Here is a 26,205-nt window from a genome sequence, read left to right as displayed (position 1 = left end):
GACCTACGGTCCTGTAGGCCCGGAAAGCGCAACGCCACCGGGCATTGCAAGCCTCACCGGCATCCCCGACCGCCGTTCCAGCTCAGCGCCCGCCCCTTCACTTATCAGCTGCGTCCTTTGCGCGGCCGAAATGGGCAGCGGCACTTTTCGGGTTGATTCAAATTCCGCGCGATTGCGTGAAAGCGGCTCGTGAACCTCTACCCAGCGGCTACCATCCGGCTCGGTGGTCACTTTTACGGGCTGATCGATAAGCTGTACCCGCGTCCCCACCGAAACGTTATCGAACAGGTATTTGATATCGTTATTACGCAGGCGAATGCAGCCCTGGCTGACGCGCAGGCCAATGCCGAAATTTGAGTTGGTACCGTGGATCGCGTACAGCCTGCCGATATAAAGGGCATACAGCCCCATCGGGTTATCCGGCCCGGCGGGCACGAACGCGGGCAACGTTTTCCCCTCCTTCGCGTAAGCACGTCGCGTATTTGGCGTGGGTGACCAGGTTGGGCCTTCCTGTTTGCGCTCAACGGCGGTTACCCAGTTACGCGGCGTTTCGCGCCCGGCCTGACCAATGCCAATAGGCAGCACCTCAACCGTGTTGCTGCCGGGTGGATAATAGTAAAGACGCATTTCCGCGACGTTCACCACAATCCCTTCACGCACGGTTGGCGGCAGAATAAGCTGCTGCGGCACCACCAGCGCTGTACCGGCACGTGGTAAAAACGGATCTACCCCCGGGTTAGCTTCCAGCATATTGCTTAACCCTTGCCCGTGCTGCGCTGCAAACGCTTCGAGCGGCAGGGTATTGCCTTCAGGTACGGTGACAGTTATCGGCGCTCCCACCAGGCGGCTCCCCTCGGGAGGGAGTGGGTAGGTTACAGCAGATGCAGCGGGAACCAGTATACAAAGCGTAAAAACGAACGCGGCAAATCGAATCATAGTGTTCTGTACTCGGTCAAAGAGAAAGCCTGCCGGTGGGCAGGCTTAGCCTACTCATTCAGTTAACCTTTCGTCGTGCGCCATCTCCGGGTAAGGACTTTTTCCGCTTCCACAATCATGAACATTGCGAACCCGATCAGGAAGGTAATGATCCAGTAGCGGAACGGCAGCGCTTCGGTACCGAACAACATCTGCATAAATGGCGCATAGACGATCAGAAGCTGAAGGGCCAGAAGTACGCCGCTCACGATCCATATGCCCTTGTTAGCCAGCAGACCTTTACTCAGGGAGAAGCCGTCGGTGACGCGGCAGTTGAGCATGTAAAACCACTGGGCAGTGACCAGCGTTTGCAGCAACACGGTGCGGATGAACTCCGCCGAGTAACCGCGCGGTTGCAGCCAGGCCTCCAGCACAAAGGCGCTGATGGCAATCATCAGGCCGACAAACACCACGCGCCAGATGGCGTAACCGTCCATCACGTGCAGGTTAGACTTACGCGGCGGCCGGTTCATGATGTCCTTCTCACCCGCTTCAAACGCCAGACCAAACGACAGCGTTGCCGAGGTTGCCATGTTCATCCACAGGATCAGTACCGGTGTTAACGGGATAAGGTTCCCCGCCAGCAGGGCAATAATGATCAGCAGGGCCTGGGCGATGTTGCTCGGGATAACGAACAGAATGGTCTTTTTCAGGTTGTCGTAGACCCGACGCCCTTCATGGACCGCCCGGGCAATGGTGGCAAAATTATCATCCGTTAACACCATATCGGCGGCTTCTTTGGTGACTTCAGTACCTTTGATCCCCATCGCGATGCCGACATCCGCCCGCTTCAGCGCAGGCGCATCGTTCACGCCGTCCCCGGTCATCCCGACCACTTCCTGCTTACTTTGCAGCGCCTGCACCAGACGGAATTTATCTTCCGGGCTGGTTCGGGCAAAGATATCGTATTTTTGCGCCGCCTCGCTCAGCTGGTGGTCGTCCATCGCCTCCAGTTCGCGCCCGGTAATGGCGCTCGCCGCGTTGCCAATACCCAGCATCTGACCAATGCTCATCGCCGTTTGTGGATGATCCCCGGTAATCATTTTCACGCGAATGCCCGCCTGCAAGCAGTCGGCAATGGCCGAAATGGCTTCCGGGCGCGGGGGATCCATCATGCCCGCAATGCCGAGCAGTATGACCCCCTCTTGCAGATCCGCATGCGTCAGCTCGCGCTGCCCGCTGGCGGCCGGTTTCCAGGCCGCAGCCACCATGCGCAATCCTTCGCGCGCATACTCTTCAATCTTCTCTTCCCAATAGTGCAGGTTGAATGGCTCCAGCCCGTTTTGAGTCTGCTGGTGCTGGCAAAGACGGAAAAGGACGTCCGGCGCACCGGTGATTAACATCACCTCTTCGTCGCCCAGGCGATAAAGGGTGGACATGTATTTATATTGCGAATCGAATGGGATTTTACTGCGCAATTCGCCGTCAATTGGCGGAAGCGGGATTTTTGCCGCCAGCACCTTCAGCGCGCCTTCGGTAGGCCCGCCGGTGATTTTCCACAGCCCCTGCTCATCTTTGATCAGCTGGCTGTCATTACAGAGATCGACGGTGCGCAGATAGCGCTCCAGCACAGACCCCTGGGTCACGGTTACCGGTGTTGGATCGTCAACAGGGTGAATATTGCCCACCGGTTCGTAGCTGTCTCCCTCCACGCGGTAGGTGGTGTCCGCGGTAATCACCGCTTTTACCGTCATCTCATTCATGGTCAGGGTGCCGGTTTTATCCGAGCAGATCACCGTCATCGCCCCCAGCGTTTCCACGGTAGGCAGCTTGCGAATAATCGCCTTGCGACGCGCCATCGCCTGCACGCCCAGCGAGAGGATGATAGAGATAATGGCCGGTAAACCTTCCGGCACCGCCGCCACCGCAAGGCTAATCAGCGACAGCACCAGCTCTGATACGGGCATATCACGGAAGATAAGACTGAAAACGAACAGCGCCAGCATCATCACCAGAATGGTGATAAAAATGGTCTTGCCGAGCTTGTCCATTTGCACCATCAGCGGGGTACGGTGTTTTTCAATGTCCGACATCATCTGGTTGATATGGCCGAGTTCGGTCTCCCCCCCGGTCGCCACCACCAGCCCTTTTCCCCCGCCGGAGCTGACGGTGGTGCCAGAATAAAGCAGGTTGTAACGGTCGCCTAACGGCAACTCCCCGTGGAGCGCATCGCTGCTTTTCTCCACTACCGTGGATTCGCCGGTAAGAATAGCTTCTTCCACCCGCAGGTTGTGCGCCTCTATTACGCGAAGGTCGGCAGGAATGCGATCCCCGGCGCGTATCACCACGATATCTCCCGGCACCAGCGCTGTCGTCGGGATAGTTTCATGGTTGCCCTGCCGGATGACCACAGCCTCGCTGGAGAGCATATTACGAATGCTTTGCAGCGATTTCTCCGCATTGCTCTCCTGAATATGTCCAATCAGGGCGTTGATGATGGCCACCCCAAGAATGACAAACATATCCACCCAGTGTCCCATTATCAGCTTCAGCAGCGCCGCCGCCAGAAGGACGTAAATAAGGACATCGTTGAAATGGGCCAGAAAGCGCAGCCAGCCAGGTTTACCCGGTTTTTGCGGTAAGGCATTTTCACCGTATTTTTCCAGTCTGGCGGTGGCTTCTGCACTGGTAAGTCCGTCCAGGCTGGATTGGATATTTGTCAGGGTTTCATCAACGGTCTGTTGATAATACGGATGGTGAGGCTTTTCTGTTATCATCGTTCCTTCCTCGGGTTCTTTTCAGAAATCACCTTGCTTTCATGTCATTAACGAATAACGAAAACAGGAACATGTGCATAACGAACGATACTCGCCGCCTCTGACCCTAATAAATGGGTTTGAATATTGGGATTGCGCGACCCCACAATAATCGCGCCGACGTTAAGTTCATCCGCCAGTTTGATTACCTCATCACGTATATTCCCGCTGCGAACATGTAGATGGACATTTGCTTCCGGCAGGCTGATTTTTTTTACCAGCGCGGCCAGTTTTTCTTTAGCATTATTAATCATATATTCATCCATCTTTCTCGCGTCTGCAATAAAACCGCGGGTCAGTTCCGCCGAGAACTTTGGCATAACGTACAGCAGATGGACATTACCCGATGCGCTTTGCGCCAGGAATTGGGCATGCTGTAGCGCTTTATCAGACAACGCTGTTTCGTATACATCCACCGGCACCAGAATCGTTTTATACATATCAAGCATCCTTTTTATAACCAACACAACAGTGAGTGAATCAGGAGAGATCGCATCAAACCCATGGGTACAGGCGTGAATGCCTTTTACGGAAAAAAGGAATGGATGCTATTAAACGTAGCACAGGAATATCAGGATGTTATTCAAAGGGGATACGCTATCGTATCGCTTGTTTCGCCTGAGTATGTCACGCCACTAATAATGGTTATTTAACATTTATTTATTCACCGACTATGCTCATAGTCAGACATGCAACACGTTCATTCTCATTATCCCGCGCCACCTTCAACCTCATGGAGGAATGCATGTACGGTTTAAGCCTGATTCGCCTTGGTTTGTTTATTGCGCTTGCCATTATCGCCAGCACAGCAATCGGTTTATTTACCTATGTGGTCGTCTCGGCCCTGGCGGAATAGTGCCACCCCAGCATTGATGACGAAATAAATAAAACAATTATTATCAGGGGAATACTGTGAAGCGCTATCTCTCTCTTCTGCCTGCTGTTTTATTGCTGCTGACGGCGTGCGACCCCAAACCAGACCGCGCCGCGCCCCTGCCGAAAATGGTAAAAGTCGCAGAGGTGGTGAAGGCCGGCAACGCGCAGCAGCGCGTATTTCCCGCGCGTATCGAATCCGGCGACGCCACCGATCTCGCGTTCAAACGTGCCGGGCAGATTGAGACTCTGGACATTCGCCAGGGTGCCTTTGTCAAACAGGGGCAACGGCTCGCCAGTCTTAACGATCGCGAAGCCCGGCAGCGTCTGAACGACAGGCAAACGGCGGCGACCCTGGCTCAGCGGCAATTCGACCGCTTCCAGACCCTGGCAGGACGCCAGGCCGTGTCGAAGGCCGAGATGGATGTCCAGCGCGCAAACCGCGATTCTGCAAACGCCGCGCTACAGATTGCTCGCGAGGAATTAAGCCAGATGACGCTCGTCGCCCCCTTTAGCGGGACAGCGGCCAGCGTACATGTGCGAAATCATCAGGTCGTCTCAGCCGGCCAGCCCGTCGTCACCCTGACCCGTACCGACCTGCTGGACGTGGTGTTCAGCCTTCCAGAGAACCTGTTTAACACCTTCGATATCCGCAATGCGCAGTACAAACCGGTAGTGAGGATCAACGCCCTGCCCGGTCGCGAGTTTACCGCTGTGTACAAAGAGCACTCAGGCAGTAGCGACAGCAACACATTGACCTGGCAGGTGATTTTAACCATGCCCCGCCCGGATGATTTTCCCGTCGTGGGCGGCGTAAGCGGAACGGTCACCATCAATTTAACCAACCTACCGGCGGGCGTGGGCAATGAGGCGCTGGTGGTGCCGGTTGAAGCGGTCTTTAACCCGGATAACCGCCCGCGCAATGAGCCACACGTCTGGGTGGTGACGGGCGAAGGCGATACGTTGCACCTGGAAGATCGTAAGGTCAGCGTCGGGCAAGTCAGCGCTGAGGGGGTCGTCATCGTCGGTGGGCTTAAGGCCGGTGAACGCGTGGTGGCCGCAGGCGTTGGGGAGTTACATCCCAACCAGCCGGTACGTATCTGGACGCGTGAACGGGGACTGTAATGGATATCTCTCGTCAGTTTATCAGCAACCCGGTTCGCGTCTGGCTGACTATTCTGCTGCTGGGCGTAGGTGGCATTATTGCCCTGTTGAACATCGGCAGACTGGAAGATCCGGCGTTTACCATCAAAACGGCGGTGGTAATCACTCATTATCCGGGCGCGTCGGCGCAGCAGGTTGAGGAAGAGGTCACCCTGCCGCTGGAAAACGCGCTTCAGCAGTTACCTTACCTGGATAACGTCAGCTCCATCTCCTCCAGCGGCCTGTCGCAGATCACGGTCAATATAGCCTCGCGCTACCACTCAAATGCGCTGCCGCAAATCTGGGATGAACTGCGTCGCCGGGTGGGAGATGCCGCCCGACAGTTTCCACCGGGGGTAGTGACCCCGTTTGTGAATGACGATTTTGGCGATGTGTTCGGCTTTTTCTTTGCCATTTCCGGCGATGAATTCAGCAATCCGGAATTGGTGCGGTATGCCGAGCAGCTGCGCCGGGAGTTGGTCCTCGTGCCGGGCGTGGGCAAAGTGGCCATCGGCGGAGCCCTCACCCAGCAGATTAACGTGGACATTTCTCTGAGCAAAATGGCCGCGCGCGGGATTACGCTTAACCAGCTTTCTGCCCAGCTCAGCAGGCTGAACGTGGTTTCCAGCGCGGGAGAGATCCCCTCCGGTACTGAGTCAATTCGTCTGCATCCTACCGGAGAATTCGAAAGTATTGACGAGCTAGCCGATCTCATAGTGACCCCGCCCGGCGTTGGGGCGGCTACCCGCTTACGGGATATTGCCACCCTGTCACGTGGGCTGGATGCGTCCCCTGCCAGCATCTACCATGCCAACGGCAGAAAAGCCGTCACCATGGGCGTCTCCTTTATCCCCGGCGTTAACGTGATCGACGTGGGACATGCCCTGGAGGCGAAGCTTGAGCAGATGTCAGCCGAGAAACCGGCAGGTATCCATATCGACCTGTTTTACGATCAGGCGGCGGAGGTCGGGCATTCCGTCAACGGATTTATCATTAATTTCCTGATGGCGCTGGCGATTGTCGTCGGTGTGTTGCTGATCTTTATGGGCTTACGCAGCGGGCTCATTATCGCCTTTTCCCTCGCGCTCAACGTGCTGGGCACGCTGCTGATCATGTATCTCTGGGGCATAGAACTACAGCGTATTTCACTGGGGGCGCTGATCATCGCCCTCAGTATGCTGGTCGATAACGCCATCGTGGTTGTCGAAGGGGTACTGATAGCCCGGCAGCAGGGCTCGCCCCTGCTTAACGCCATTAACGCTATAATTCGCCGCTCTGCGCTGCCGCTGCTGGGTGCGACGGTCATCGCCATCCTGGCTTTTGCGCCCGTCGGGCTGTCGCAGGATTCCACTGGCGAATACTGTAAGTCGCTGTTTCAGGTGCTGTTGATTTCACTGATGCTGAGCTGGTTCTCAGCCCTCACCATTACGCCGGTGCTGATTAAATGGTGGCTGTTTAAACATGACGCTGCACCGCCAGACGCCGACAAAACGGATCCCTACGACAAACGCATCTATCGGATCTATCAGGCGGTGCTCAACGCGCTGTTACGGCGTAAAGCGCCAACGCTGATGGTGATGGCCGCACTGCTGGCTGCCGCCATCTGGGGCTTTGGCTCGGTGCGGCAGAACTTCTTCCCCTCATCCAGTACGCCAATTTTCTTTGTCGACCTCTGGCTTCCTTACGGGACCGACATTAACTGGACCGAGAAGATGACCGGTGATATCGAGAAAACCATTAACGGTCAGCCTGGCGTGGAAACTACGGTCTCGACGATTGGTCAGGGAAGTATGCGATTTATTTTGACCTACAGCGGACAGCGGCAGTACAGCAACTATGCACAAATCATGGTGAGAATGGACGACCAGCGTAACATCCCCGCCCTGACCCGCCACGTTGATGAGTACATCGCACGGAACTACCCGCAGGTTAATGCCAGCACGAAACGGGTGATGTTTGGCCCCTCCGGTGACAGCGCCATTGAAAGACGTATTAAGGGCCCCGATCCGGACAGGCTGCGTCTGATCGCCAGCCAGGTAGACAGTATTCTTACGCGCGATCCGGCGACGGACAGCGTCAGGAACGACTGGCAAAACCGCAGCAAAGTGATCCGCCCGCAGTACGTCACCGCGCTGGGACGTGAGCTTGGCGTGGATAAGCAGGACGTCGATAACGCCCTGGAGATGAATTTCTCCGGCAGCCGGGCGGGACTGTACAGAGAAGGAAGCGACCTGTTACCCGTGGTGGTGCGCCCGCCGGAAAGTGAGCGGCTGGACGCCAATCACCTGAATAACGTCCTGGTCTGGAGCCAGACCCGGCAGCAGTATATTCCGCTGAGCAACGTCGTCAGCGGCTTCGCGCTGGAGTGGGAAGATCCGCTGATCCTGCGTCGCGACCGCTCGCGCGTGCTGACCGTGCAGACCGACCCTGACCCGCTAAGCCAGCAAACGTCCGGCGATATTCTCGCCCGCGTGAAGCCGCAAATAGATGCCCTGCCTCTGCCCCACGGCTACAGCATTGAATGGGGCGGGGACGCGGAGAACTCCAGCGAAGCGCAGCAGGGGCTATTTACCACGCTGCCGCTCGGGTATCTGGTGATGTTTGTGATCACGGTGCTGATGTTCAGTTCGGTGAAAAACGCCGTCGCTATCTGGCTGACCGTGCCGCTGGCGCTGATCGGCGTTACGCCCGGTTTTTTACTTACCGGGATCCCCTTTGGCTTTATGGCACTGATTGGCCTGCTGAGCCTGAGCGGGATGCTGATCCGCAACGGCATTGTGCTGGTGGAAGAGATAGAGCAGCAGAAAGCGCAGCAGGATCAGCACAGTGCGATCGTTTACGCCGCCACGTCGCGCCTGCGTCCCATCCTGCTCACCGCCTTTACGACCGTGCTTGGCCTCGCCCCCCTGCTGCTGGATGTGTTCTTCCAGAGCATGGCCGTTGTGATTATGTTTGGGCTTGGGTTTGCTACAATCCTGACGCTGCTGGTACTCCCCGTAATTTACGCGTGTTTTTATCGTAAGGACGAAGCTGAACAACAATGAATGCGACAGGGCTGAACATCATCAAGACGCTGGGCTGTATGACGGCGGTCACCTTCTTCACCATCTACAACACCTGGGACCATTACGATTATGACTATCACTGGATCCTCGGTTTTTTAACCTTCATTTCGACCATCGCCACGCCGTTGTTTTTTGTGGTTGCAGGGTATCTGGATGGGCAATCCCGACACGGCACGCGCTGGCAGCTGGATAAGATCAAAAGCCTGGTGATCGTCTTTCTGTTCTGGGTAACCATTTACTACCTGTGGGAGCCCTATCAGCGCGGATATCTGATCCAGCCCTGGTTCGTGTTCGCGTTTGTCGTGATTTACACTTTTCATCCGGCGGTGGAGTGGCTCAGCCAGCGGCGAACGCTGTTTTGCGGGGTGATTGTCACCCTGCTGCTTTTCTCATACGGGTACGATTTGCTGTCAGCCCTCTATCCTGATGTCCACGTGCTTTCATTGTCGCCGCAGTATCGCCTGTGGACGTGGCTGCTGTTTTATCTGACGGGGCAGCTCTTTTGCGATCCGCAGATTGCGGCGTGGATCGGCCGCAAAAATGTGGTCAGGGCAGCGGTGATTGCCATACCGTTTATCTATCTCTTCACGTGGTTTTACGAACGGCATTTCTTTTTTGCGCTATTTAAAGCGGACAGAAACGCCTTTATCCTCACCGGATCGCAAATCTACATCCTGATTATTGCCCTGGTGATTGCGGCCAACGGCGTACGTTTTCGCCGCAATGCGGAGTTTAAAGAGTCCGTGCTGGCCGCCATTAGCAAAACGATGACCGGGGTCTATATCATGCACTACTCGGTGTTTCACCTGCTGACGGCGCTCATTCCGGTAACGTCCCTGAGCACCAAACTTGCTCTGATTGTGCTCACCTTTGTTACGTCGGTCCTGTTTTCGCTGCTGATTCTGTCCAACGCAGTGGCCAAAAAAGTGATCACCCTTTAAAAGCCCAGGCGCAGCCAGGCAAACAGCACGTTGCCGTTGTTGTAGGTTCCGGGAATATAGGTGAACTGGACGGTGACGCGCTTATATCCGGCAGAGAAAAGCGGGAAGATAAACGGCAGCGGGACATAGTTAGCAAAGTCGTCGCGCGCGGTGATCCCCGCGGCGGCCCCCAGCCCCAGACGGAAATCTTTTGCGTTATCCAGATACCAGCCCTTTTCCCAGCCGTAGCCCATCGCGGGCTGCCACTCGTTATGTGAATCTTTAAACATCATGGCAAAGAGTGCGCTCCAGTTGCCCTCGTCGTTGTAGCGAGAAACGCCCAGTCCGCCGCCCCACGGCATTTCGTTGTAGTTATCCGTTTTCTCTTTGTCATACATAAAGCGGGCATGCCAGCTCAGAAACGGCAGGTAGAGATCGTAACGATCCGGCTGCTCCCAGGTCTGGGAAATATCGTCTGTTACCGCATCCCACCAGCGGTGGATGCGCTGTTCGCCGTAGACTTTTGGCTCCGCATGCAGCGGCGAAGCCACCAAAAACAGGACTACCCAGAGTGCAGGAAAGAGGCGTTGCATCGTTATTCCCTCAGCTTACGTCACACAGCGATCATTATTACTGTAAACCATTCAGCCCTAACCGGAGCCAAACAGGCTGATTTATATTGGGACCCGATAAGATGAAATTTATTGATTCTGCGCTTTCAGGAAAGATAAAAACGTTTTCTCAGGCCGTCTGTCGCGGTAGTCTCATACGTTCCGTCAATATGACGGCTGCAACGTGAGTGACCTTTTCTTATACCAATAATTAAAAATCAGTACAGACAGGACAACTATGGACTCCACCCTCATCTCCGCTCGCCGCAACGAGGAGACACCTTCGCTTAACCGCGCCCGCCGCGCCGCTTTAGGTAGCTTCGCAGGCGCCGTCGTCGACTGGTATGACTTTCTGCTCTACGGTATTACTGCTGCGCTGGTCTTTAACCGTGAATTCTTTCCTCAGATCAGCCCCGCCATGGGCACGCTTGCTGCGTTTGCCACCTTCGGCGTCGGTTTTCTGTTTCGTCCGCTGGGCGGGATAATTTTCGGCCACTTCGGTGACCGCCTTGGCCGTAAGCGCATGCTGATGCTCACCGTCTGGATGATGGGCATTGCCACCGCGCTGATCGGTATTTTGCCCTCCTTTGCATCGATTGGCTGGTGGGCCCCGGTGTTGCTGGTGACGCTTCGCGCCATTCAGGGCTTTGCCGTCGGCGGCGAATGGGGCGGCGCGGCACTGCTGTCCGTGGAAAGCGCGCCGAAGAACAAGAAAGCGTTCTACAGCAGCGGCGTGCAGGTAGGTTATGGCGTGGGTCTGCTGCTCTCCACGGGCCTGGTGTCGCTCATAAGCCAGCTCACGACAGACGAGCAGTTCCTGAGCTGGGGCTGGCGTATTCCGTTTATCTTCAGCATTGTGCTGGTCGTGGTGGCCCTGTGGATCCGTAACGGCATGGAAGAGTCGGCTGAGTTTGAGCAGCAGCAACGCGAAAAACCGGTCGCGAAAAAACGGCTGCCGGTGATGGAAGCGCTGGTGCAGCACCCTGGCGCTTTTCTGAAAATTATCGCCCTGCGCCTGTGCGAACTGCTGACGATGTATATCGTCACCGCCTTCGCCCTCAACTACTCCACGCAAAACCTCGGCCTGCCGCGGGAATTGTTCCTGAACATTGGCCTGGTGGTGGGCGGGATCAGCTGCCTGACCATCCCCTGCTTCGCCTGGCTGGCGGATCGCTTTGGCCGTCGACGGGTGTATATCACCGGGGCGCTTATCGGCACACTCAGCGCCTGGCCGTTCTTTATGGCGCTGGAGGCCCAGTCGGTCTTCTGGATTGTCTTCTTCGCGATCATGCTCGCGAACATCGCTCACGATATGGTGGTCTGCGTGCAGCAGCCGATGTTTACCGAGCTGTTTGGCGCAAGCTACCGCTACAGCGGCGCGGGCGTGGGATATCAGGTGGCGAGCGTGGTCGGCGGCGGGTTTACGCCGTTTATCGCCGCCGCGCTGGTGACGTTCTCCGGCGGGAACTGGCATAGCGTGGCGATTTATCTGCTGGCAGGTTGCCTGCTTTCTGCTGCCACCGCCCTGTTGATGAAGGAAACCGCGCACAGCTGATCTCCTCACTTTTGTTTCACAGGCGTGTGACATACTATCGGGTATAGCCGCACACCTGTGGAACAAGGAGACAGACATGAATAATAAGGGCTCCAGCCTGACCCCGGCTCAGGCGCTGGAAAAACTCGACGCGCTGTATGAACAGTCCGTCAATGCACTGCGCAGCGCCATCAGTGACTATATCGAAACAGGGAAACTTCCCGATGAAAAGGCCAGAACCCAGGGCCTTTTTGTTTATCCATCGCTCTCTGTCACCTGGGACGGCAGCGCCAGCAGCAATCCGAAAACCCGCGCCTATGCGCGTTTCACCCACTCCGGCTGTTACAGCACGACCATCACGCGTCCTGCGCTGTTCCGCCCCTACCTGGAAGAGCAGCTTACCCTGCTGTATCAGGATTACGGCGCGCATATCAGCGTTGAACCGTCCCTGCACGAGATCCCTTACCCGTACGTGATAGACGGCTCAGCGCTGACGCTGGATCGCTCCATGAGCGCGGGGCTGACCCGCCATTTCCCGACCACTGAGCTGTCGCAGATTGGCGATGAGACGGCGGACGGGATCTATCACCCGGCAGAGTTTTCACCGCTGTCGCACTTTGATGCCCGCCGTGTCGATTTTTCGCTGGCACGCCTGCGCCACTACACCGGCACCCCAGCCGAACATTTCCAGCCGTTCGTACTGTTTACCAACTACACCCGCTATGTAGACGAATTTGTCCGCTGGGGCTGTAGCCAGATCCTTGACCCGGACAGCCCTTACATCGCTCTCTCCTGCGCGGGCGGGATCTGGATCACCGCCGAAACCGAAGCACCGGAAGAGGCCATCTCCGACCTGGCGTGGAAAAAGCACCAGATGCCCGCCTGGCACCTGGTTACCGCCGACGGTCAGGGCATTACGTTGATTAACATCGGCGTTGGCCCGTCGAATGCGAAAACCATCTGCGACCATCTGGCGGTTCTGCGCCCGGACGTCTGGCTGATGATCGGCCACTGCGGCGGCCTGCGTGAAAGCCAGCTGATTGGTGATTATGTCCTCGCCCACGCTTATCTGCGTGACGACCATGTCCTTGACGCGGTTCTGCCGCCGGACATTCCTATCCCGAGTATCGCTGAAGTACAGCGCGCCCTGTACGACGCCACCAAAGAGGTGAGCGGCATGCCGGGTGAAGAGGTGAAGCAGCGCCTGCGTACCGGTACGGTCGTCACCACCGACGATCGTAACTGGGAGCTTCGCTATTCCGCCTCCGCCCTGCGTTTCAATCTCAGCCGTGCGGTCGTGATCGATATGGAAAGTGCCACCATTGCCGCGCAGGGCTACCGCTTCCGCGTCCCGTACGGCACGCTGCTGTGCGTGTCCGATAAACCGCTGCACGGCGAGATCAAACTGCCGGGTCAGGCGAACCGTTTCTACGAAGGGGCGATCTCAGAGCACCTTCAGATTGGTATTCGCGCCATCGATTTACTGCGTGCAGAGGGCGACAAACTGCATTCCCGTAAGCTGCGCACCTTCAATGAGCCACCGTTTAGGTGATACTAAGGACACAATATGCACACCACATCACCGCTTACGGCCCTGCGCCAGTGGCTACAGGACAATCAGCTCGACGGGATGATTGTGCCGCGCGCCGATGCCTGGCAGAGCGAATCTTGCGCACCGTATGATGCAAAGCTGGCCTGGCTGACGGGCTTTGACGGCTCGGCGGGGCTGGCGCTGGTACTGAAAGACAGAGCGCTGCTGTTTGTTGACGGACGCTATCAGGTTCAGGCCCGCGTACAGGTCAATCTCCACGAGGTGGAGATCCACCATCTGCACAACGAGCCGCTGGCCGAGTGGCTGGCGAAAAACGTTGCGGCCGGCACGCGCATCGGCTTTGATACGCTGCTGATGACCAATGCAGAGTTTACGCGGCTCTCGGCCACGCCGTGCGAACTGGTACCGCTCGCGCGCTCTCCGTTCGATACCCTCTGGGTTGACCGCCCTGCCGCCCCCGCAGGGCTTATCCGCGAGATGCCTGTAGACATCAGCGGCGAAAGCAGCGCCGCCAAACGCCAGCGCGCCGCCGCCGTGCTGGCAGAGCACCGCGCGGATTATCTGGCCGTTACCCTGCCGGACAATATCGCCTGGCTGCTGAACGTGCGGGGCTCAGATATCCCCTTTTGCCCGGTGCCTCTGTCGTTTGCCCTGCTGAGCCGCGAGGGTGCGGTGGAATGGTTTGTGGATGACAGCAAGCTGAATGCGCTGCCGGATGCCGTGCGGAACGCCTTCACGATTGCGCCTCAGGAAGCCTTTATCCCGCGCTGTAGGCAGCTTGCGCAGGGTAAGCGGGTCATGATCGATCCCGATTCCGCACCGGTGGCGTTACGCTTTGCGGTTGAACCTCAGGGGGAAATTATCTGGCAGACCGACCCGATCACCCTGATGAAAGCTTCGAAAAACCCGGTGGAGCTGGCGGGCTATCGTGAATGTCATCACCAGGACGGTGCGGCATGGGTGAATTTCCTGGCCTGGCTGAGCCGGGAAGTTCCTCAGCGGGCCGCGTCGGGAATGCCGCTGACCGAGCTTGACGTGCAGGCGAAACAGCTTGCGTTCCGCCTGCAACAGCCTGGCTTTGTCGAGCCGAGTTTCGCCACCATTTCCGCTTCCGCGAGTAACGCGGCGATGTGCCATTACCACTCAAGCGAGGCCAGCAACAAGCCCATCGGCCACGACCACTTTTACCTGAATGATTCCGGGGGGCAGTACCGCAACGGCACCACGGACGCGACGCGTACCCTGGCCTGGGGAAAGGTCGATCCACAGCAGCGTTTGCACTACACCGCAGTGCTTAAAGGCTTCCTGTCGCTGATTACCCTTCAGTTCCCGTCCGGCACTCAGGGGCACCAGCTGGATGCCTTTGCGCGCCGTCCGCTGTGGGAGTTGGGACTGGATTACGACCACGGCACCGGGCATGGCGTAGGGCATCAGCTTCTGATCCACGAGAACCCGCACCGTTTTGCGCAAAAGGTCAACCCGTGGCCGCTGGTGGCGGGCAATATTATGACCATTGAGCCGGGTTACTACCTGGGCGATAGCCACGGTATTCGCATTGAAAACCAGGTGGAGATTGTCGAAAGCCGTCCGGGATTTTGTAAGTTTGCCTCGCTGACGCTGATCCCAATCGATTTAAGCCAGGTGGAGCTGCATCTGTTGAGCGAGTCAGAAAAACAGTGGCTGGATGAGTACCACCAGCAGGTACGAGAGGCGCTTTCACCCCGGGTGGACAGCGATGCGCGGCCGTGGCTGGTGGAGGCAACGGCGCCAATACGTGTGAACCGGTAGTGCGGCTTTTGCCGGGTGGTGGCTTCGCCTTACCCGGCCTACGATTCGATGTTTTTGTAGGTCGGGTAAGCGGAGCGCCACCCGACAATTTTACTGAACGCAGAAAAGCAAAAAGCCTGCTTAAAAGCAGGCTTTTTTAATTTGGCTCCTCTGACTGGACTCGAACCAGTGACATACGGATTAACAGTCCGCCGTTCTACCGACTGAACTACAGAGGAATCGTGTGAACGGGGCGCATATTATCGATGCGCCCTGAGGATGTCAAAGGGTGAATGCAGATTTTCAATCGTTTGCCGATTTATTCTCCACTTCGCACATTTGTCAGGCACTTGCCGTTTCCGAAACCTCCTGCTCCGGTTTTTTTCGCGGATATTTCCACAGCCAGCGTCCGCTCACCATGCGCCAGTAGAACAGCGCCCCGCGCACGGCCCAGTCAAGGAACATCCCCAGCCAGACGCCGACAACGCCCATACCTAACATTACCCCCAGCGTGTAGCCCGCCACGACGCGGCAGCCCCACATGCCGAGCATGGAGACCCACATCGCAAACCGGGCATCGCGCGCCCCTTTCAGCCCGGCAGGAAGTACCCAGGACGCGGCCCAAATTGGCATAAACGCCGCGTTGAGCCAAATCAGCACCTTCACGACCTCTTTCACGTCATTTTCATGCGTATAGAACGAGGCCATCAGCCCGGCTAAAGGCGCAGTTCCCCACGCAATCGCCGTCAGTCCAATGGTTGAAAGCCAGAAGACATGCCGAAGCTGCCGTTCCGCCTGCCCTATCTGCCCCTTTCCGAGGCGTCTGCCGGTGATGATCGTCGACGCCGATCCCAGTGCGTTTCCGGGCAGGTTAATGAGCGAGGCGATGGAGAAGGCAATAAAGTTGCCGGCGATGACGTCTGTTCCCATCCCGGCAACAAACATCTGCGTCAGCAGTTTCCCACCGTTAAACAACACGGATTCGATGCTGGCCGGAATACCGATCCCCATCACTTCCCAGATAATGGCGAAGTTAAGCGGACGGAAATAGCTTTTAAGCGTCAGGCGCAGCGATGGCGTAATTCCCGCCATCAGCACGCCGATTATCGCCGCCGCACCAATATAGCGGGAAATGGTCAGCCCTAATCCCGCGCCGACAAAGCCCAGCCCCTCCCAGGAAAAGACGCCGTAAATCAAAACGCTGCTGATAATGATGTTCAGGATGTTCATGCCGCCGTTTATTAGCAGCGGAATTTTGGTATTCCCTGCGCCACGAAGCGCACCGCTACCAATCAGCGCGATGGCAGCCGCCGGATAGCTCAGCACCGTCATTTCCAGATAGGTGAGCGCCAGATCCTTCACTTCACTTGTCGCTTCACCCGCGACGATGTCGATAATTTCTTTGCCGTAATAATGGATAACCGCCGCCAGGATGATCGAAAAGAGGGTCATGATCATCAGCGACTGTCTGGCCGCCTCCCGGGCGCGTTTTGGATCAAGTTTCCCAAGACTAAACGCCACCACTACCGTTGTACCGAGATCGATAGCGGCAAAGAAGGACATCACAACCATGTTGAAACTGTCCGCCAACCCTACCCCGGCCATGGCTTCTTTACCGAGCCAGCTCACCAGGAAGGTGCTTAACACCCCCATCAACAGGACGCAGGTATTCTCCAGGAAAATAGGCACAGCAAGGGGGGTGATTTCACGCCAGAACAGAACTCGATAACTCTTACGTTTTGCATACCAGGGCGTGCGCATAATCGCCTGGCGCAGGGGTGCGGTGACGTTCAAAATGGGCCTTAACGAGAAAGTTGAAACTCCATTTCAAATGATGGGGCAGAAATGCGTATCCTGCAAAGTATTTTCCATAAAATTATGTTTGGATTTACAACAAAATGACGACAGAATCATCAAACAATCACTTTTGCCTGAGATCAGGTTTGACAAAAGTTTTTTCGCCGCTAAGATAAGCCTCCACAACGATTCCTCTGTAGTTCAGTCGGTAGAACGGCGGACTGTTAATCCGTATGTCACTGGTTCGAGTCCAGTCAGAGGAGCCAAATTTAAAAAGCCTGCTTTTAGAGCAGGCTTTTTGCTTTTCTGCGTTCAGTAAAATTGTCGGGTGGCGCTGCGCTTACCCGACCTACGGTCCTGTAGGCCCGGTAAGCGCAGCGCCACCGGGCAACAGAGTGTGCGATTACTCGCCTTTAGCGTCGACGTTTTTGATTTCGCCCATCACTTTCAGCTTTTTGGAGATGTCGCGACGCTCTTTGGACAGCTCAGCGTTTTTGATGATGTAGTCATCAACGCGATCTTCATAATCGCTCTTCATGCTGGCGATGATGCCCTGAATGGCTTCAACGCTCATACCTGGCTTGATGTAGTCGCTCAGGTTGTCCAGCAGCAGGACACGTTTCTGGTTGTCACGGATCTTCTTCTCTACGTCCTGGATTTCGCGCTGTAGCTTGTTTTTGCGGCGGAACAGGCGGACGAACTCCAGAACATCCTGGAACGAAGGCTTGGTAGTTTCCATTTTTACACCCCTGATAATGTGAGATTCGGATTCGTTAAAGCAACCGTTTTAACAGACAGCGGCTGCGAATGACAATGAGTATATCGTTTAAAACCATCATAACCCTAATTGTTGCTGAATCGAAGCAGCAGGCATCACATACGCTTTTTATTTGCGCAGTGCCCGGCAAATCAGCTGCGATAACAACTCCAGCTGTCGCGCCAGCTCCATACTCAGCCAGACATAGCCGTGGATGGGCGTTTCCGACACATTGTCGCCCTGACGCTCATTCATCAGCTGTTTGAGCTCGATGACGATGTCATTCAGCCGCTCGCTGTTCGCCCGTATCGGCTGTGGGTTACCTTCGTAAAGTGCATGAGCGATGGTCAGCAGGGTCTGTTGCGTCATCTGCTGCGTCTCTTTCAGCGTATGCGCGTTGAGCATCAGAAGATGGCTGGGGCGTGAGGCCCAGTGGGCATTGATTTGCAGTTCAAGCATACAGACCAGATTACGGCTGACCGTTTGAATGGCTTCAAAAATGGCTTTCTGGATATGCGTCTCTTTGCTTGCCGGGGTAATTAACCCGCGCATTTTGACCACATCATTAAGGATTTTTTGCAGGTGCTTTTCCAGCCGCGGACGCTCAATCAGATTCGGCGAAAACCCGGCCTGGTAAACCCGGTTAAATGCCGTGACGTAGTTTGCCATCTGAATGCGCCAGTGCAGGAAGGCGCGCTGCGGCCAGATGCCGGTAAACAGCATGGCGAGCAACGAGCCGAGGATCACGTCCCCGCTTCGCCACAATGCGGTGGTCATATCGCCCGCCGGTGCGCCGACCACAACGGCGAGCGTAATGCCAATCAGCAGCGCCTGATACGGTTTCTTGCCGAGGGCCAGCCATCCGCAAAGAAACATCGCCACCGCGCACCACAGCAACATGAACGGAAATGAAATTAGCTCCAGCTTCAGGGCGATAAGCCCAAGCGCCGAGCCTAAAACGGTACCGCCTATGCGTTCGAAAGCGCGAGGGACCACGTTCCCCCAGAATGAGATCGGCCCCATCACCACCACCAGCGTGATCAGCGGCCACGTTCCTTCCGGGATATCCAGCAAACGAACCAGTACGAAGGTCAGCACAAACGCCAGCGCAATGCGGCAACCGTGCACCACGCGATAATGTTTGTATAACCGAATTTCAAAAGGGGTTAATGACTTGTCGGGGCGCACACCCGTCTCCAGCTCTACGGCAAACCACAATTGTACTGTGTTTTCAGCCGGGTGGATCGCGCCCGGCTGAAAAACCCTGCGTTTCGCAGGATTATCCCACTTTGTGCTCTACCGGTACAAACATCTCAATATCCCAGTAGCCGTCAGCATTGCCATCGTTCAGATAGCGTTCGAAGCAGGGTTTTGGCGCAATCTGGAATTTGCTGTCTTCCAGCAGGGAGTTGAAGAACTGATACCACGGGGTGGCGAAATCATGATTTTCGACGCGCGCGGCGGCAATAGCATACTCCCCGGTAGCGATTTCGGTCATAATTACCCCTTCGCTGTTATCAGGGATAGTGAAATCGTCCGCTACCGTTACGGCTGTAACGCAGCGAAGCTTTTCTGCCGGCACGTCATCCGGATTGTCATAATAAACGGCCACCCACTCCTGCGGCTGAATATGTCGTCCATCTACCCACATGACCAGCTGTTCAAATCCCTGCTTGACCGTCTTTTCCCACGGCCCCACGAGATGAAAGCCTGCGATCGTACGTTTCTGTTGCTGCCTGATGCTGTAGTCCATGCTGCCTCCGTTTACTACTGTATATATATACACTATAAAGCAGGATCGAGATTATCGGCAAACCAGGAGTGTTTATTATGTGAGCAGACTCGCAACACTGCCAGTCTGCCCGAAAAGGTTAGAGTTTATGATGCAGATAATCGCCGAGGCGGGAGAAAAGGCCGCCCTTTTCAACGCGCTCCAGCGTAACCAATGGCCAGTGCGCTACCACCTTGTCACGATCGTACAGCTGGATCTCCCCTACCCGCTGATGCGCGGCGATCGGCGCTTCCAGCTCTTTTTTATCCATCACGTATTTCGCCTTGATGTTCGGCACTTCCGATTTGGGTAATGCCAGCCAGAAGTCCTGATCCGTGCCCAGCGCGATCTGCTCTTTATCGCCGTACCAGATGCGCTCGGTTCCCACTTTTTTACCGTTATGCAGGATCTGCACCGTATCAAAATTTTGCTGTCCCCAGTGCAGCAGCTTGCGCGCCTGATCTTCACGTCCTTTCGGGCTGTCTGCCCCCATCACCACCGCAATCAGTCGACGCTGACCGTCCACCGCGGAGGCAATCAGGTTAAAGCCCGCGCCCGAGGTGTGACCCGTTTTCAGGCCATCCACGTTCATGGTCTTATCCCACAGCAGGCCGTTGCGGTTCTGCTGGGTGATGCCGTTCCAGGTCAGGCTCTTTTCGCTGTACATGTGATAGAACTCAGGCTCGCCGTGAATGATGGCCCGGGACAGCACGGCGAGATCGTAAGCGGAGCTGTGCTGACCCGGTGCATCCAGCCCGTGTACGGTTTCGAAGTGGGTATCGCGCAGGTTCAGCTTTTCAACGTAGTCATTCATCATCCTGACGAACTGCGGCTGACCGCCCGCCACGTGATCCGCCAGCGCCACGCAGGCGTCATTGCCGGAATCAACAATCAGGCCGCGGCTGAGATCGCGCACGGAAACCCGATCGCCCTCCTTCAGAAACATCAGCGACGAACCGTCAAAGACCGGATTGCCTTTTGCCCAGGCGTCACGTCCGACCGTCACAATGTCATCGGGGCTGATGCGGTGGCTATCAATAGCACGATCGACAACGTACCCCGTCATCAGTTTGGTCAGGCTCGCCGGATTACGCTGCTGATGTTCGTTGCCCGCCGTTAAGATTTGACCCGTGGTGTAATCCATCAATACCCAGGATCCTGCCTGGATGGCAGGCGGCTGAGGTGAAAAATCCAGCGGCTCGGCAGCCAGCGCGGATGAAATACTCGAAGCGAGTAAAGAAACAGCAATAAACAGACGGCGTTTCAACGGTATATCCTCAGGTCAGTAAAAATCGATGACCTTTTTACGGGAGTTCTGATGTCGTTACCTGCCTTAATTGCAAAAAAATGTGACAGCACGCAGATTTTTTCGGAACAAATCTCGCAAATTTCTTGCCTGAAGGTGCTTTTTATTCGGACTGCTCACCCCAATCGTTTACCATAGAGACGTCAATTTTTAACAGGATGAGATTACTGGTGTCTGACTCTGCCGCGCGCCCGACTTTTTTGTTCCACGATTACGAAACCTTTGGCACCCATCCGGCGCTGGACCGACCGGCGCAGTTTGCGGCTATCCGAACCGATGACGAATTTAACGTCATCGGCGAACCCGAGGTGTTTTACTGTAAACCCGCCGATGACTATCTGCCGCAGCCGGGCGCGGTGATGGTGACGGGCATCACCCCTCAGGAAGCGCGGGATAAAGGCGTTAGCGAAGCAGAATTTGCCCGTCGCATCCACGACCTGTTCACGGTGCCCAATACCTGCGTGGTGGGTTACAACAACATCCGTTTTGACGATGAAGTGACGCGCAATATCTTCTACCGCAACTTCTACGATCCGTATGCCTGGAGCTGGCAAAACCGCAATTCGCGCTGGGATTTGCTGGATATTATGCGCGCCTGCTATGCGCTGCGCCCGGAGGGAATTAACTGGCCGGAGAACGACGACGGCTTGCCGAGCTTCAGGCTCGAGCATCTGACGCGGGCCAACGGCATTGAGCACAGCAACGCCCACGACGCGATGGCAGACGTCTACGCGACCATCGCTATGGCGAAGCTCGTAAAAACCGCGCAGCCTCGCCTGTTTGAGTATCTGCTGAGCCATCGCAGCAAGCAAAAGCTGATGACGCTGATTGACGTGCCGCAGATGAAACCGCTGGTGCATATTTCAGGGATGTTCGGTGCGTGGCGCGGGAACACAAGCTGGGTGGCGCCGCTTGCCTGGCATCCAGACAACCGTAACGCCGTCATCATGGTGGATCTTGCCGGGGATATCTCGCCGCTGCTTGAGCTCGACAGCGACACCTTACGTGAACGGCTTTATACGCCGAAAGAGGCGCTGGGTGACCTGCCAGCCGTACCGGTAAAACTGGTGCACATCAATAAATGCCCGGTGCTTGCGCAGGCCAACACGCTGCGCCCGGAAGACGCCGACCGGCTGGGGATTAACCGTCAGCACTGCCTCGATAACCTGAAAGTGCTGCGCGACAACCCGCAGGTGCGCGAGAAAGTCGTCGCCATTTTTGCCGAAGCAGAGCCGTTCATGCCGTCTGATAATGTGGATGCGCAGCTTTATAACGGCTTCTTCAGCGATGCCGATCGCGCGGCGATGAACATCGTGCTGCAAACCGACCCGCGTAACCTGCCCGCGCTGGATATCACCTTCGCAGATAAGCGTATTGAGAAGCTGATGTTTAACTACCGTGCGCGCAACTATCCCGGCTCGCTGGATGAAGCAGAGCAGGAGCGCTGGTTACAGCATCGGCGCAACGTGTTTACACCGGAGTTTCTTAATAGCTATGCCCAGGAGCTGGAGATGCTTTACGGCCAGTATGAAGGGGATGCTGAGAAACAGGCGCTGCTGAAAGCGCTGTTCCAGTACGCGCAAGAAATTGTCTGAGTAGCGGGTACAAAAAAGCCGGAGGCGATGTCTCCGGCTTTTTTTTTGCCCGGTGGCGCTTCGCTTACGCGGGCCTACGGTGTAGAAGTCCGTAGGTCGGGTAAGGCGAAGCCGCCACCCGACACAGTCTTACGCGACGTCTTCGTACTGAGGAACCGGGTTGCGGAAGCTCTTCGTTACGCAAGCCAGGTAAATCAGACCGATTGCACCCCAGATCAGACCCAGAACCATTGAGCTCTCTTCCAGGTTGATCCACAGGGCGCCCACCGTCAGGGCACCACACACTGGCAGCACCAGATAGTTGATGTGGTCCTTCAGCGTCTTGTTGCGCTTCTCACGGATCCAGAACTGCGAAATCACGGAGAGGTTAACGAAGGTGAACGCCACCAGCGCACCAAAGTTAATCAGCGCAGTGGCCGTTACCAGGTCGAACTTGATTGCCAGCAGGGCAATCGCGCCCACCAGCAGCACGTTCCACGCCGGGGTACGCCATTTCGGATGCACGTAACCAAAGAAGCGAGTTGGGAACACACCGTCACGGCCCATCACGTACATCAGACGAGAAACGCCCGCGTGCGCTGCCATACCGGATGCCAGTACGGTGACGCTGGAGAAGATCAGCACGCCCCACTGGAAGGTTTTACCCGCCACGTACAGCATGATTTCAGGCTGCGATGCATCCGGATCTTTAAAGCGAGAGATATCCGGGAAGTACAGCTGTAAGAAATAAGACGCACCGATGAAGATCAGGCCGCCAATCAGCGCGGTCAGGAAAATCGCTTTCGGGATCACACGCTCGGCATCTTTGGTCTCTTCAGACAGAGAAGAGATACCGTCGAAGCCCAGGAACGAGAAGCACAGGATAGTCGCCCCGGTGATCATCGGCACAACGTGCGCACCTTCAGACCAGAACGGACGGGTGCTGGTCAGCGTACCTGCGCCTTCACCGTGGGAAACGCCGTAGATGATCAGCCCAACGATAACCGCAACAATCCCCATCTGAAGGATCACGATCAGGGTGTTGAAGTTAGCCACGGTCTTGATGCTGCGCAGGTTAGAGATGGTCATAAAGGCCACCAGCGCCACAACGAAGATCCACGATGGTACGGAAGGTACCAGCGCTTCGAAGTAAATTTTTGCCAGCAGAATGTTGATCATCGGCATGAACAGGTAGTCCAGCAGTGATGACCAGCCCACCATAAAGCCAACAGCCGGGCTAATGGATTTCTGAGCATAGGTGTACGCAGAGCCAGCGGACGGGAAACGGCGAACCAGTTTACCGTAGCTCAGCGCTGTAAAGAGAATGGCGACCAGTGCAAAGGCGTACGCCGTTGCAACGTGACCGTCAGTAAGGCCTGATACGATACCGAATGTATCGAACAGCGTCATCGGTTGCATATAGGCAAGGCCCATCATAACAACCGGAATCAACGTAAGCGTTTTACGTAATTCCACGCGAGAGGTGTTTGGAGTTGCGTTATGCGACATAGTTATTCTCCTTTACGGTGATAACCGCCACGTAAGCGAAAAATTGCCCCATTTCTTTCTTCCTCAGCGACAACAACTGTCGGATTTTAGTAAATATCTATCCGGTACGAAGCCCGGCCTCTTGGTTTTTAGTTTCGTTTCGTACATGCAAAAAAAAATAACCGACGCCTTTTATATCGTCGATTATTCATTTGTTTGCAGCGGCGGCATTTTGCCCTATTCCAGATACAAAAGGCAATACATTGAGAAACCTGCCCATAAATTAATTTTACTAACTGGTTGATTTCCCATCATCTGCCTGAGTGTAAACTGTGGCGATAGCACTATTTGCTAAAATTTCGTCTCGCCACCAGGCGCTGGCAAGCCCGGCGGTCTGTTCATTCCAGCCCACCCATACCGATTCGTTACTGCTTTGCGCTAAAACCTGTTTTTCCACCAGCGCGCCGCTTTCAATAAAGCGCTGTGCTAAATAACGGGGAAGGTAGCCGCACCCCAGGCCGCTTATTTGCAGTTCCAGCTTGGTTTTAAAATCAAAAACGGTGATGGCCTCCTGCTCATCCAGAAGCTGCGATGAAATGCCGCACTCGGGGCGGGAGCTGTCTCCCACCACAATGGCGCGATGGTTTTTAATGACGCGTCTTGAAACAGGCTCCGGTTCATTCGCCAGCGGGTGGTGAGGCGCAACGGCAAAGATCTGCTCCAGAACGCCCAGCCGGGCGAAACCAAATTCACTCAGTTGAGGAGGCTCATGCAGCGCTCCAACGATGATATCCGCCCTGCCCTGCGTTAAGGCGTCCCACGAGCCGCCCAGCACGCCGTTGATAAAAACCAGCCGCGTGACGCTATGGCGCTGATAGAACGCCTCAATAAGCGGGGTAAGCAGCGAAAAAGGGAAAGTATCATCAACCCCAATCACCAGCTCATTTTCCCAGCCCTGATGAAGTTTGACGGCCTGTTTTTCCAGCTCGCGAACCGTATGCAGCACGTCACGCCCTTTTTCCAGCAGCATCTGCCCAGTACGGGTGAAACGCGCGCGATGGCCAGTGCGGTCAAGAATTTGAATATTAAGATCGCTCTCGAGCTTTTGCACGGTGTAGCTCAGAGCCGAAGGGGTTTTATAGAGCTTCGCCGAGGCGGCGGCAAAGCTCCCCTCTTTTTCCAGCGCATCCAGAATAACAAGAACATCCAGCAGCGGTTTCATCTTCGCCCCCTTGCGGTGTGCGATGGCCTCCGCCGGCGCAATTATTCCATGGGCATAACCAGCGGATCGGGATACTGATACTCAAATCCCAGTTCATGGCAAATACGATTGCCATCAATAATTTTGCCTTTGCGCTCCCCCTGCGCCTCACTGAACACCGGCGGCGCCAGACCCAGCTGGCGCGCCATCAGCGGATAAAAGGTGCTGCGTGGCGGATGCGAAGGCGCACATATATTATAGATGTGCCCCCCTTTCGGAGCCTGTAAAAGCAGCTCTATCGCACCGATAACATCTTCAAGGTGTACAAGGTTAACGCCGTGCTGACCATCCGGCGCGGATTTACCGGCAAAGAAGCGTCCCGGATGACGCCCCGGCCCCACCAGCCCGGCGAGGCGTAAAATATCCACCTGCGTGCCAGGCAGATTGTGCAGCCAGTCTTCCAGCTCTTTCAGTACCCGTCCGCTGGCGGTTACCGGACGGCGCTCGGTGTTTTCTTTCGCCGTACCGTCGATATCGCCATAGACGGAGGTCGAGCTGGTGAAAATGATACGCGGAATATGGTGCGCCAGGGCGCTGTCGACAATCTCCTGCACCGCCTGCAGGTAAAACGTCTCGCCCGGCCCGCTGCGCCGCGCCGGTAAGGTAATGACCAGTGCGTCCACATTCATCAGTTCATCCAGCTCGTCGGTATCGCAGATAAGCTCGGGTTCGAGACGCAGCTCGACACCATCAATGCCGCACATGCGCGCCGCCTCAACCCCGTCCCGCGTGGTCTTACTCCCTGTCACCTGCCAGCCTTTCGCGGCTAATGACATCGCCAGTGGCATTCCTAACCACCCTAATCCGACAATCGCGACCTTTTTCATGACATTCTCCGCTTAACGACGCCTGTTATAAGGCTACGCCAGCCTTATGGAACGCACAATTCATACCATCAATATGAAATGAATTAATGATCAAAAAAAGCCCTTGCTTTATGGCGTACAACTGGTTTAGGTTAAAAGACATCAAATGCATAAGCATTCAACGAGAATTTATATGACACGCGTTCCTTTTAAAAACCACCATCATCACCATCATCCTGACTAGTCTTT

The 26,205-nt window shown here is 55.8% G+C and carries 21 protein-coding genes, 2 tRNA genes and 1 other annotated feature (1 of these 24 cut by a window edge); of the genes, 9 read left to right on the top strand and 14 right to left on the bottom strand.

Annotation, left to right across the window (positions count from 1 at the left end; all coding sequences use genetic code 11):
* Nucleotides 1–3 precede the first annotated feature (3 nt).
* From ldtA to C3451_RS10030, 3 genes are all read right to left on the bottom strand, one after another.
* Complete coding sequence (gene ldtA / locus C3451_RS10040; protein ID WP_032671311.1) at nt 4–936, bottom strand: L,D-transpeptidase; 933 nt, start codon at nt 934–936, stop codon at nt 4–6.
* Nucleotides 937–998: 62 nt separating this feature from the next.
* The gene (locus tag C3451_RS10035; RefSeq protein ID WP_063139133.1) at nt 999–3,692 is read right to left on the bottom strand and encodes a cation-transporting P-type ATPase; all 2,694 of its coding nucleotides are present in this window, start codon (nt 3,690–3,692) and stop codon (nt 999–1,001) included.
* 47 nt (nt 3,693–3,739) lie between these two features.
* Nucleotides 3,740–4,171 (bottom strand): universal stress protein, encoded by a 432-nt coding sequence (locus C3451_RS10030; RefSeq protein ID WP_023300514.1) that lies wholly within the window; start codon nt 4,169–4,171, stop codon nt 3,740–3,742.
* Nucleotides 4,172–4,643: 472 nt separating this feature from the next.
* Here C3451_RS10030 and C3451_RS10025 point away from each other — a divergent pair, with 472 nt between their 5' ends.
* From C3451_RS10025 to C3451_RS10015, 3 genes are read left to right on the top strand one after another with little or no spacing between them, the layout of a single operon-like run.
* Nucleotides 4,644–5,729, top strand: a complete 1,086-nt coding sequence (locus tag C3451_RS10025) for an efflux RND transporter periplasmic adaptor subunit (protein WP_045308609.1) — start codon at nt 4,644–4,646, stop codon at nt 5,727–5,729.
* Nucleotides 5,729–8,791, top strand: a complete 3,063-nt coding sequence (locus tag C3451_RS10020) for an efflux RND transporter permease subunit (protein ID WP_124304302.1) — start codon at nt 5,729–5,731, stop codon at nt 8,789–8,791. Before C3451_RS10025 ends, C3451_RS10020 begins: the two co-directional genes overlap by 1 nt.
* Nucleotides 8,792–8,829: 38 nt before the next feature.
* Nucleotides 8,830–9,753 carry an acyltransferase family protein gene (locus tag C3451_RS10015; protein ID WP_160863192.1) on the top strand — a complete coding sequence of 308 codons (924 nt, stop codon included), beginning with the start codon at nt 8,830–8,832 and terminating at the stop codon, nt 9,751–9,753.
* On the opposite strand, the gene pagP is transcribed toward C3451_RS10015, so the two are convergent.
* Complete coding sequence (gene pagP, locus C3451_RS10010) at nt 9,750–10,325, bottom strand: lipid IV(A) palmitoyltransferase PagP (RefSeq protein ID WP_023300518.1); 576 nt, start codon at nt 10,323–10,325, stop codon at nt 9,750–9,752. The genes C3451_RS10015 and pagP overlap by 4 nt on opposite strands.
* A 256-nt stretch (nt 10,326–10,581) precedes the next feature.
* On the opposite strand from pagP, the gene shiA reads away from it, so the two are divergent.
* The 3 genes from shiA to C3451_RS09995 all read left to right on the top strand — a co-directional run bounded on the left by shiA (nt 10,582) and on the right by C3451_RS09995 (nt 15,217).
* The gene (gene shiA, locus C3451_RS10005; protein ID WP_022648594.1) at nt 10,582–11,898 is read left to right on the top strand and encodes a shikimate transporter; all 1,317 of its coding nucleotides are present in this window, start codon (nt 10,582–10,584) and stop codon (nt 11,896–11,898) included.
* A gap of 76 nt (nt 11,899–11,974) precedes the next feature.
* Nucleotides 11,975–13,429 carry an AMP nucleosidase gene (locus C3451_RS10000; protein WP_124304301.1) on the top strand — a complete coding sequence of 485 codons (1,455 nt, stop codon included), beginning with the start codon at nt 11,975–11,977 and terminating at the stop codon, nt 13,427–13,429.
* Nucleotides 13,430–13,444: 15 nt separating this feature from the next.
* Nucleotides 13,445–15,217, top strand: a complete 1,773-nt coding sequence (locus C3451_RS09995; protein WP_045623417.1) for an aminopeptidase P family protein — start codon at nt 13,445–13,447, stop codon at nt 15,215–15,217.
* A gap of 142 nt (nt 15,218–15,359) precedes the next feature.
* On the opposite strand, the gene C3451_RS09990 is transcribed toward C3451_RS09995, so the two are convergent.
* Both C3451_RS09990 and emmdR read right to left on the bottom strand, forming a co-directional pair.
* Nucleotides 15,360–15,435: transfer RNA gene (locus tag C3451_RS09990), tRNA-Asn, on the bottom strand.
* A 103-nt stretch (nt 15,436–15,538) separates the two neighbouring features.
* The gene (gene emmdR, locus C3451_RS09985) at nt 15,539–16,957 is read right to left on the bottom strand and encodes a multidrug efflux MATE transporter EmmdR (RefSeq protein ID WP_045623434.1); all 1,419 of its coding nucleotides are present in this window, start codon (nt 16,955–16,957) and stop codon (nt 15,539–15,541) included.
* A gap of 226 nt (nt 16,958–17,183) precedes the next feature.
* Here emmdR and C3451_RS09980 point away from each other — a divergent pair.
* Nucleotides 17,184–17,259 (top strand) — tRNA-Asn (locus tag C3451_RS09980).
* Nucleotides 17,260–17,396: 137 nt separating this feature from the next.
* On the opposite strand, the gene C3451_RS09975 is transcribed toward C3451_RS09980, so the two are convergent.
* The 4 genes from C3451_RS09975 to dacD all read right to left on the bottom strand — a co-directional run bounded on the left by C3451_RS09975 (nt 17,397) and on the right by dacD (nt 20,794).
* On the bottom strand, nt 17,397–17,732 hold the full coding sequence (locus C3451_RS09975; protein WP_000450410.1) for a DUF496 family protein: 336 nt from the start codon (nt 17,730–17,732) through the stop codon (nt 17,397–17,399).
* A gap of 147 nt (nt 17,733–17,879) precedes the next feature.
* On the bottom strand, nt 17,880–18,938 hold the full coding sequence (locus C3451_RS09970; protein ID WP_022648598.1) for an FUSC family protein: 1,059 nt from the start codon (nt 18,936–18,938) through the stop codon (nt 17,880–17,882).
* Nucleotides 18,939–19,029: 91 nt separating this feature from the next.
* Nucleotides 19,030–19,503, bottom strand: coding sequence for a DNA gyrase inhibitor SbmC (gene sbmC, locus C3451_RS09965; protein ID WP_023300521.1), 474 nt, complete (start codon nt 19,501–19,503; stop codon nt 19,030–19,032).
* A 118-nt stretch (nt 19,504–19,621) separates the two neighbouring features.
* Nucleotides 19,622–20,794: a serine-type D-Ala-D-Ala carboxypeptidase DacD gene (dacD, locus tag C3451_RS09960; RefSeq protein ID WP_139154154.1), complete on the bottom strand. Its 1,173-nt coding sequence runs from the start codon at nt 20,792–20,794 to the stop codon at nt 19,622–19,624.
* Nucleotides 20,795–20,994: 200 nt separating this feature from the next.
* On the opposite strand from dacD, the gene sbcB reads away from it, so the two are divergent.
* The gene (sbcB, locus tag C3451_RS09955; RefSeq protein WP_169805759.1) at nt 20,995–22,422 is read left to right on the top strand and encodes an exodeoxyribonuclease I; all 1,428 of its coding nucleotides are present in this window, start codon (nt 20,995–20,997) and stop codon (nt 22,420–22,422) included.
* A gap of 129 nt (nt 22,423–22,551) precedes the next feature.
* On the opposite strand, the gene C3451_RS09950 is transcribed toward sbcB, so the two are convergent.
* The 4 genes from C3451_RS09950 to C3451_RS09935 all read right to left on the bottom strand — a co-directional run bounded on the left by C3451_RS09950 (nt 22,552) and on the right by C3451_RS09935 (nt 25,977).
* The gene (locus C3451_RS09950) at nt 22,552–23,910 is read right to left on the bottom strand and encodes an APC family permease (RefSeq protein WP_022648602.1); all 1,359 of its coding nucleotides are present in this window, start codon (nt 23,908–23,910) and stop codon (nt 22,552–22,554) included.
* Nucleotides 23,900–23,962 (bottom strand): membrane protein YoeI, encoded by a 63-nt coding sequence (gene yoeI, locus C3451_RS09945; protein WP_099458931.1) that lies wholly within the window; start codon nt 23,960–23,962, stop codon nt 23,900–23,902. Before yoeI ends, C3451_RS09950 begins: the two co-directional genes overlap by 11 nt.
* Before the next feature lie 219 nt (nt 23,963–24,181).
* The gene (locus C3451_RS09940; RefSeq protein ID WP_022648603.1) at nt 24,182–25,111 is read right to left on the bottom strand and encodes a LysR substrate-binding domain-containing protein; all 930 of its coding nucleotides are present in this window, start codon (nt 25,109–25,111) and stop codon (nt 24,182–24,184) included.
* Between the two features lie 41 nt (nt 25,112–25,152).
* A complete protein-coding gene (locus C3451_RS09935; protein ID WP_006811206.1) occupies nt 25,153–25,977 on the bottom strand; it encodes an SDR family oxidoreductase in 825 nt (274 codons plus the stop codon).
* 172 nt (nt 25,978–26,149) lie between these two features.
* Here C3451_RS09935 and hisL point away from each other — a divergent pair, with 172 nt between their 5' ends.
* Nucleotides 26,150–26,200 (top strand): his operon leader peptide, encoded by a 51-nt coding sequence (gene hisL / locus C3451_RS09930; protein WP_099516347.1) that lies wholly within the window; start codon nt 26,150–26,152, stop codon nt 26,198–26,200.
* Nucleotides 26,176–26,205: a sequence feature (His leader region), on the top strand; it runs 94 nt beyond the window's last position. Its footprint overlaps the gene before it by 25 nt.

This window comes from Enterobacter sp. 301B, from assembly GCF_003850715.1.
GTDB lineage: Bacteria > Pseudomonadota > Gammaproteobacteria > Enterobacterales > Enterobacteriaceae > Enterobacter > Enterobacter intestinihominis.
This window is presented reverse-complemented; position numbering and strand designations above follow the sequence as displayed.

What these genes read in the sequence shown, in the direction of transcription:
- shiA (WP_022648594.1), top strand. Translation starts at nt 10,582, where the DNA reads ATGGACTCCACCCTCATCTCCGCTCGCCGCAACGAGGAGACACCTTCG.
- C3451_RS10015 (WP_160863192.1), top strand. Translation starts at nt 8,830, where the DNA reads ATGACGGCGGTCACCTTCTTCACCATCTACAACACCTGGGACCATTAC.
- C3451_RS09975 (WP_000450410.1), bottom strand. Translation starts at nt 17,732, where the DNA reads ATGGAAACTACCAAGCCTTCGTTCCAGGATGTTCTGGAGTTCGTCCGC.
- C3451_RS09935 (WP_006811206.1), bottom strand. Translation starts at nt 25,977, where the DNA reads ATGAAAAAGGTCGCGATTGTCGGATTAGGGTGGTTAGGAATGCCACTG.
- C3451_RS10035 (WP_063139133.1), bottom strand. Translation starts at nt 3,692, where the DNA reads ATGATAACAGAAAAGCCTCACCATCCGTATTATCAACAGACCGTTGAT.
- C3451_RS10000 (WP_124304301.1), top strand. Translation starts at nt 11,975, where the DNA reads ATGAATAATAAGGGCTCCAGCCTGACCCCGGCTCAGGCGCTGGAAAAA.
- pagP (WP_023300518.1), bottom strand. Translation starts at nt 10,325, where the DNA reads ATGCAACGCCTCTTTCCTGCACTCTGGGTAGTCCTGTTTTTGGTGGCT.
- C3451_RS10030 (WP_023300514.1), bottom strand. Translation starts at nt 4,171, where the DNA reads ATGTATAAAACGATTCTGGTGCCGGTGGATGTATACGAAACAGCGTTG.
- C3451_RS10020 (WP_124304302.1), top strand. Translation starts at nt 5,729, where the DNA reads ATGGATATCTCTCGTCAGTTTATCAGCAACCCGGTTCGCGTCTGGCTG.
- sbmC (WP_023300521.1), bottom strand. Translation starts at nt 19,503, where the DNA reads ATGGACTACAGCATCAGGCAGCAACAGAAACGTACGATCGCAGGCTTT.
- C3451_RS09950 (WP_022648602.1), bottom strand. Translation starts at nt 23,910, where the DNA reads ATGTCGCATAACGCAACTCCAAACACCTCTCGCGTGGAATTACGTAAA.
- C3451_RS09995 (WP_045623417.1), top strand. Translation starts at nt 13,445, where the DNA reads ATGCACACCACATCACCGCTTACGGCCCTGCGCCAGTGGCTACAGGAC.
- C3451_RS09940 (WP_022648603.1), bottom strand. Translation starts at nt 25,111, where the DNA reads ATGAAACCGCTGCTGGATGTTCTTGTTATTCTGGATGCGCTGGAAAAA.
- emmdR (WP_045623434.1), bottom strand. Translation starts at nt 16,957, where the DNA reads ATGCGCACGCCCTGGTATGCAAAACGTAAGAGTTATCGAGTTCTGTTC.
- ldtA (WP_032671311.1), bottom strand. Translation starts at nt 936, where the DNA reads ATGATTCGATTTGCCGCGTTCGTTTTTACGCTTTGTATACTGGTTCCC.